The sequence below is a fragment of the Treponema sp. UBA753 genome (assembly GCF_002297325.1).
Classification (GTDB): domain Bacteria; phylum Spirochaetota; class Spirochaetia; order Treponematales; family Treponemataceae; genus Treponema_D.
In genome coordinates, this window is the sequence record NZ_DBKJ01000123.1 from 1 (window position 1) to 5,905 (window position 5,905).

A 5,905-nucleotide genomic window follows, 5' to 3' on the forward strand; every position below is an offset into this window, starting at 1 on the left:
TGGGAAGCCAGAACATCTGCGCGGTTGCTGGGCTTCACTCGGCGGCACAGTGGTTTTTACAGAATCAGGACGAAATCCGCGCTACCGAAGAAAAAAATCACCTTCGTCTTTTAGAGATTTTGCAGCGTTACGACTTTGTAAAAATTGCAGGCCCGGCAGACAGATTTTCACAAAAGACAAAATGTATAGGCGTTGTCTCCACGGTTTTTGACGGCTACTCGGCGGAAGACATCGGAAACGTTTTTGACGAGGCGGAAATCGCCGTGCGCACCGGGCTTCAATGCTCGCCGCTCGCCCACAAATTTTTAGGCACATTTCCGGCAGGCACAGTGCGTTTCAGCGTGGGATATTTCACAGGCGAAGAGGACTTTTGCGCGCTGGAAAAGGCGATGGAATATATAGAGGAAAATAGGTAGGAGAGAAAAAATGCTGCAAAAATTCAAAAATCCTTTAATCGATAATTCTCAAAATTACAAGCTTAGTTCATATATAAAAACTTTGTTGCTGGATGAAAATTATAATGAGTTTTATATAGCGACCGGTTATTGGGATATTCCCTCTATTGCGCTTATCTTTGAGGAACTCAAAATTTTTCTTGAACGGTCAGATACGAAAATAAAACTTCTGCTTGGCAAAGACCCAGAAGTTCAGAATTATCAGTTAAGCCATGCTGATGAAATTGACTTAAATGATTATCCGGCCAGTTACATCAAGTATCATTTGGAAAATATCCCTGTCGTTGCTGATTATGAAGATGCAATTTCATTGCTTTTAAATTATTGTGCTGAAGAAAATCCAAAGTTTAAAATTCACACTTATAAAGATTTGCATAATTCAAGTTTTCTTCATGCAAAGTGCTACATATTTAAAGGGAAGAACGATTCTTGCGCGATTGTTGGGAGTTCCAATTTCACAAAGAAAGGTCTTGAAGATAATTCAGAATTGAATTATTTGGAGATGAATTCTTCCAATGTCGTTGTGCGTCCTGAAAACGGAACTTCTGTAAAAGGTCATATCTTCTGGTTTGATGAGAAATGGAAAAGCAGCAAATCTTGGGAAAAAATCTTTATTTATACCGTATTAAAGACAAATATAGGATGTCGTTCGTTCTCAAAAGGCATTGAAAGCAAGTTCATTTCAGAAAAGAAAAAATTACAGATTGAAAAAATACAGAATGGGGAAATTGAAAACAAAATGAATATTCCAAGAATTCCTTCGGACATAAATCTTTTTGATTATCAAAAAGAAGCGATTTCAGAATGGGAAAAACAAGACTACAAAGGCATTTTTGATATGGCTACAGGAACCGGCAAGACGCTTACAGGTTTAGGGGCGATTTCAAGGTTGAGCGAAGTTTTAAATGACAGGCTTACAGTTTTCATAGTTTGCCCTTATCAGCATTTAGTTGAACAGTGGGTTGAGGATATTGAAAAATTCGGAATGAAACCGATTGTCGGCTATAGTTCTTCGGAACAGAAAAACTGGAAATCATTGCTAAAATATGCTGTGGAAGATTTTAATCTGGAAATAAAAAATAGGACATTTTTTTGCTTTATTTCTACAAACGCTACATTTTCTTCCGAACTTGTTCAAAATCAAATCTCTAAACTGCATGGAAACGCCTTGCTTGTCGTTGATGAAGCTCATAATTTTGGTGCGGAATATTTGAGAAAACTTTTAAGCAATAAATTTTCTTATCGCCTTGCGCTTTCTGCCACATTGGAACGCCACGGAGATAAAGACGGAACTCAATCACTTTATGATTACTTTGGGAAAAAATGCATTGAATATGACCTTGAGCGAGCAATAAAAGAGAGAAAACTCACAAGATATAAATATTATCCGGTTATTGTTTCATTGACAGATGATGAATTTGTTTATTATGAACAATATTCCCGCGAGATTTTAAAGTGCGTTGTAAAAGGAAAAAATGGAAAATTAAAGCTGAATGAAAAAGGCAAGCGAATTGCGTTGCAGCGGGCAAGACTTGTAGCTGGTGCTTCTAATAAAATCGGAGAATTAAAAGAGCAGATAACTCCTTACATAAGCGACAATCACATTCTTGTTTACTGCGGAGCTGCAAAAGTTTTCGATGAGGATTCAGAATTTGATGATTCTAACGATGATGAAATTTCAGAAGGAAAAAGGCAAATCGAAGTTGTTACAGATTTGCTTGGAAATCTTCTTGGAATGAAAGTTGCCCAGTTTACTTCAAAAGAAAATATGCAGGAACGTTCAGTGATAAAGAAAGAGTTTTCGGAAGGAAAAAATCTGCAGGCTCTTATCGCAATAAAATGCCTTGATGAAGGTGTAAATATTCCTGCAATAAAAACAGCCTTTATTCTTGCGAGCACAACAAATCCGAAAGAGTACATTCAACGGCGAGGACGTGTGTTAAGAAAATCAGACGGAAAAGATTTTGCTGAAATTTATGACTTTATAACGATTCCTCGTCCTTTAAGTGAAGTTATTTACGAAACAGAAGAAGAAAAAAAGAAAGGAAAGGGACTAGTTATAAATGAACTTGTTCGTGCAATTGAATTTGCACGTCTTTCCATGAATGAGATTTCAGCAATGGAAAAAATTGATGAAATAAAAGAACTGTATGAACTTACAGATAAGGATTTGATTTTTAAGGAGAATTTTGAGAATGAACAATGAAAAAGTTGAGGTGGATGGAATCGAAATTGATGTAAAAAAGGCAAGAAACATTCTTACAGCAATTTTGATTGCGGAAAAGAAAAATATTGCCACAAAAGAAAAAGGCGATTCAGAAATGATTAAGGATATTAAGAAAAAAATTGCGGAGGAAGTTGCATGCTTATAAAAAAAATCACACTTGAAAATTTTAGGCAGTTCAAAGATATACAGTCTGTGGACTTTTCTGAAGATAATGAGAAAAATATCACGATTATTCTTGGAGAAAATGGAGCAGGAAAAACAACTTTTGCTCAGGCATTCAGGTGGTGCTTGTATGGAAAAACAACTTTTACCGACTCTATTTTGTTGAATAAGGAAATCTCGCAAAATCTAGGACCAAACAAAGAATCTTTTGTAAGAGTTTCATTGCAGCTTATACATAGCAATATTCAATATGAGATAACCCGGGAGCAAAAATATACAACGAATGCGACAGGAGAACTGAATACACCGAATAGTTCAGAGCTGAAAATCAAGTATAGAAATCCGCAGGGAACAACGAAGTTCGAAAAAGATGTTGATTTAAGAATAAAAGAAATTCTTCCTTCCGAGCTTTCTAATTATTTTTTCTTTGATGGTGAACGAATACAAAATATGAGCAAAGAAATAAATGATGGAAGAAGCGCAGAATTCAAAGAGGCTGTAGAACGATTACTGGGGCTTTCCGCATTTACGATTACTCTTGATCATTTAAATGGGCGTTCAAGCTCTTCTGTAATAAAAAGCTACAATAGAGACTTTGATTCAAAAGCAAATTCGCAGATTGCAGAGTTGCAAAATGCTCTTGATTCGTTGAATAAAGACCTGGTTAAAATTGATGAACGGAACAAAGAAATAGATGCTTCTGTAGCAAAACTTGAAAAACAGCAGGAAGAACTTTCAGCGGAAATGGAGGCAAATAAAGATACTGAGAAGCTTATAAAAGAGAAAAAGGCTTATGAAATTTCTTGTGAAAAACTAAGAAAAGAAAAGAACGATGTTGTTTCTAATTATGTTGATACATTCAATACAAAAGGGTTGTCTTGGTTTTCAAGAAAAATCATCAGGGATATTTTAACAGAACTTTCTGAGACAGACAGTCTTGATAAAGGAATTCCTGATATAACTGCAAAAACAATAGATTATCTAAAACAAAGAGGTTTTTATATCTGCGGAACTTGCTTAAAAGAAAATTCAAAAGAACTTGAAGCATTTGATGAATTATTGAAATTTATTCCTCCTAAAAGTCTTGGAAATTTTATTTCTGACTTTAGTGGAAGTGCAAAGCAGCGACTTGCTGATTCTGAAAATTTTTATGAGGATTCCATTGTTCAAAAGTACAGAGAAATCAGAGAAAAAGATTCTGAACTTGAAGAATTGAATTCGGAAATTTTAGAAATTGAAAAACGGATTAAAAATATTAAGTCTTCGGCAGATTTGCAAATAAAAGCGGATGAGAATAAAAGAAAGATTGCCGAACTTAATAGAGAAAAAGATTCGCTGTTGGAAGAGAAAGGGGCAAAAACAGAAAAACAAAATCGGACTCAATCTTCTCTTGATGAGCAAGCTCTGAAAAGTGCCAGCAATACGAAAATTGCAGTTTATAAAGCCTATGCAACATATATGTATCAGCTGTTAAAAGATGATTATTCAAAACGGGAAAAGGAAGTAAGAGAGCGGCTTCAAAAAAATATTAATGAGATATTCAAAAATATTTACAACGGAAAACTTTCATTGCAAGTAGATGAAAAATACAACATAAAAGTTGAGCTTGATGAATTTGCAAGTTTCAGCGGCATGATTGAAACTTCAATGGCGCAAAGTATGTCTGTCATTTTTGCTTTTATCGCTGGAGTAATAAAAATGGCTCGCGAAAATGCAAAAAACAGAAATTCTGATATACCATTGCAATCAGAACCGTATCCTCTTGTAATGGATGCGCCTCTTTCAAATTTTGACAAGAAGCGGGTTAAAAATGTCTGCGAAACTCTTCCTAAAATTGCAGAACAAGTTATTTTCTTTTCATATGACAAAGATGCAGAAGTTGCGGAAGAGAATATGAGCGCAAAAATTGGAAAAAAGTACGAGTTCATAAAAATAAATGAACTGGAAACTAGAATTGAATCGAGGTAAATATGTTTGATAATGAATACTTATTTAAAGGAAGCCATGCGGTAAAAGTTAATAAACTTACAGCAAAATTTCCACAGTCTGTAAATAGCTTGTTTAAACGTAATATTGATGTTTTTGTTTTTGCTCCAATTGTGGGAATGCTCTACAACAGAATGTCAGATATTGATTCTGGAAATGAAACTACAAAAATATTTCCTGGTCAATTTACAAATCATCATAATGATGTTTATTTTACATACAGGCTTGTAATGCTCGCAGTCCAAAAAGAAAAACATTCTCTGAATGAGCGAGTTAATAAAGCCTTCAATGGAGAGGCTCAGGGAACAGCGGAAGAAGATTTTAAAATTTTTGAAAAATATCTTCTTGGCGGAATTGACGTTCTTTATGAGAAGCTGATTGAGCAAGATAATCCGTCTTCTGAAGATGATTATATTAGCAATCTCAATAATTTTCTTGCAGAAATTCATGAACGTTATGAGGCTGAGCAAGATTCAAGTCAAGATTTTTTGGCAAAACTGGAACAAATTGCCAGAGATTAACATCATAAAATGACAGTTACAGAAATTCAAAATAAACTTTTTTCTCAATATAAAATTAAAGGCTTTTTGTCTGAGAATGAAATTACAGATTATTGTGTCGGCAACAATCTTGATTTTTTCGAAACAGATGAAGTCATGCAGTTCCTTATAGATAAGAAAGTTTTGTTTTCAGAGAAAAAAAGTGAAATCATTTATGACGAAGAAGGTATTTATGATAAGGCTCAAATTGATTATGAGGACTTTTTTAATACAGTTTTAAATGAATATCCAAACTTTAAAATTATTGTGGCTCATATAAAAAGCATAAAGCCGCCTCAGCATCGAGAATGGAAAACTCTTATTCAGGAAGCTCAAGACGGAAACGTTTATGCTTTCAACAGAATGACAGAAATGTATTTGCGTGGGGTTTTGCGTATTTCTTATAACTTCGCGAAAGAAAATTACTGTGATTTTGAGGATGCTTTTCAAAATGGCACGATAGGATTAATCCGAGCTATAAAAAGTTTCGATGTAACAAGCCCGAATTCATTTGCTGGTTATTATTCTCTTTCAGT

6 protein-coding genes are annotated in these 5,905 nt (G+C 34.5%); all 6 read left to right on the plus strand.

The window, feature by feature from the left end; all coding sequences use genetic code 11:
• Positions 1 to 416, plus strand: a 416-nt coding sequence (locus B4C08_RS09815; protein WP_296664940.1) for an aminotransferase class V-fold PLP-dependent enzyme, incomplete at its 5' end; no start/stop codon positions are given.
• Positions 417 to 426: 10 nt separating this feature from the next.
• Positions 427 to 2,661, plus strand: a complete 2,235-nt coding sequence (locus tag B4C08_RS09820) for a DEAD/DEAH box helicase family protein (protein WP_296664942.1) — start codon at positions 427 to 429, stop codon at positions 2,659 to 2,661.
• Positions 2,651 to 2,827, plus strand: coding sequence for a hypothetical protein (locus B4C08_RS09825; protein WP_296664944.1), 177 nt, complete (start codon positions 2,651 to 2,653; stop codon positions 2,825 to 2,827). Before B4C08_RS09820 ends, B4C08_RS09825 begins: the two co-directional genes overlap by 11 nt.
• Positions 2,818 to 4,812, plus strand: a complete 1,995-nt coding sequence (locus tag B4C08_RS09830) for an AAA family ATPase (RefSeq protein WP_296664945.1) — start codon at positions 2,818 to 2,820, stop codon at positions 4,810 to 4,812. Before B4C08_RS09825 ends, B4C08_RS09830 begins: the two co-directional genes overlap by 10 nt.
• A 2-nt stretch (positions 4,813 to 4,814) precedes the next feature.
• On the plus strand, positions 4,815 to 5,351 hold the full coding sequence (locus tag B4C08_RS09835; protein WP_296664948.1) for a hypothetical protein: 537 nt from the start codon (positions 4,815 to 4,817) through the stop codon (positions 5,349 to 5,351).
• 9 nt (positions 5,352 to 5,360) lie between these two features.
• A partial coding sequence (locus B4C08_RS09840; RefSeq protein ID WP_296664950.1) for a sigma factor occupies positions 5,361 to 5,905 on the plus strand: 545 nt, incomplete at its 3' end.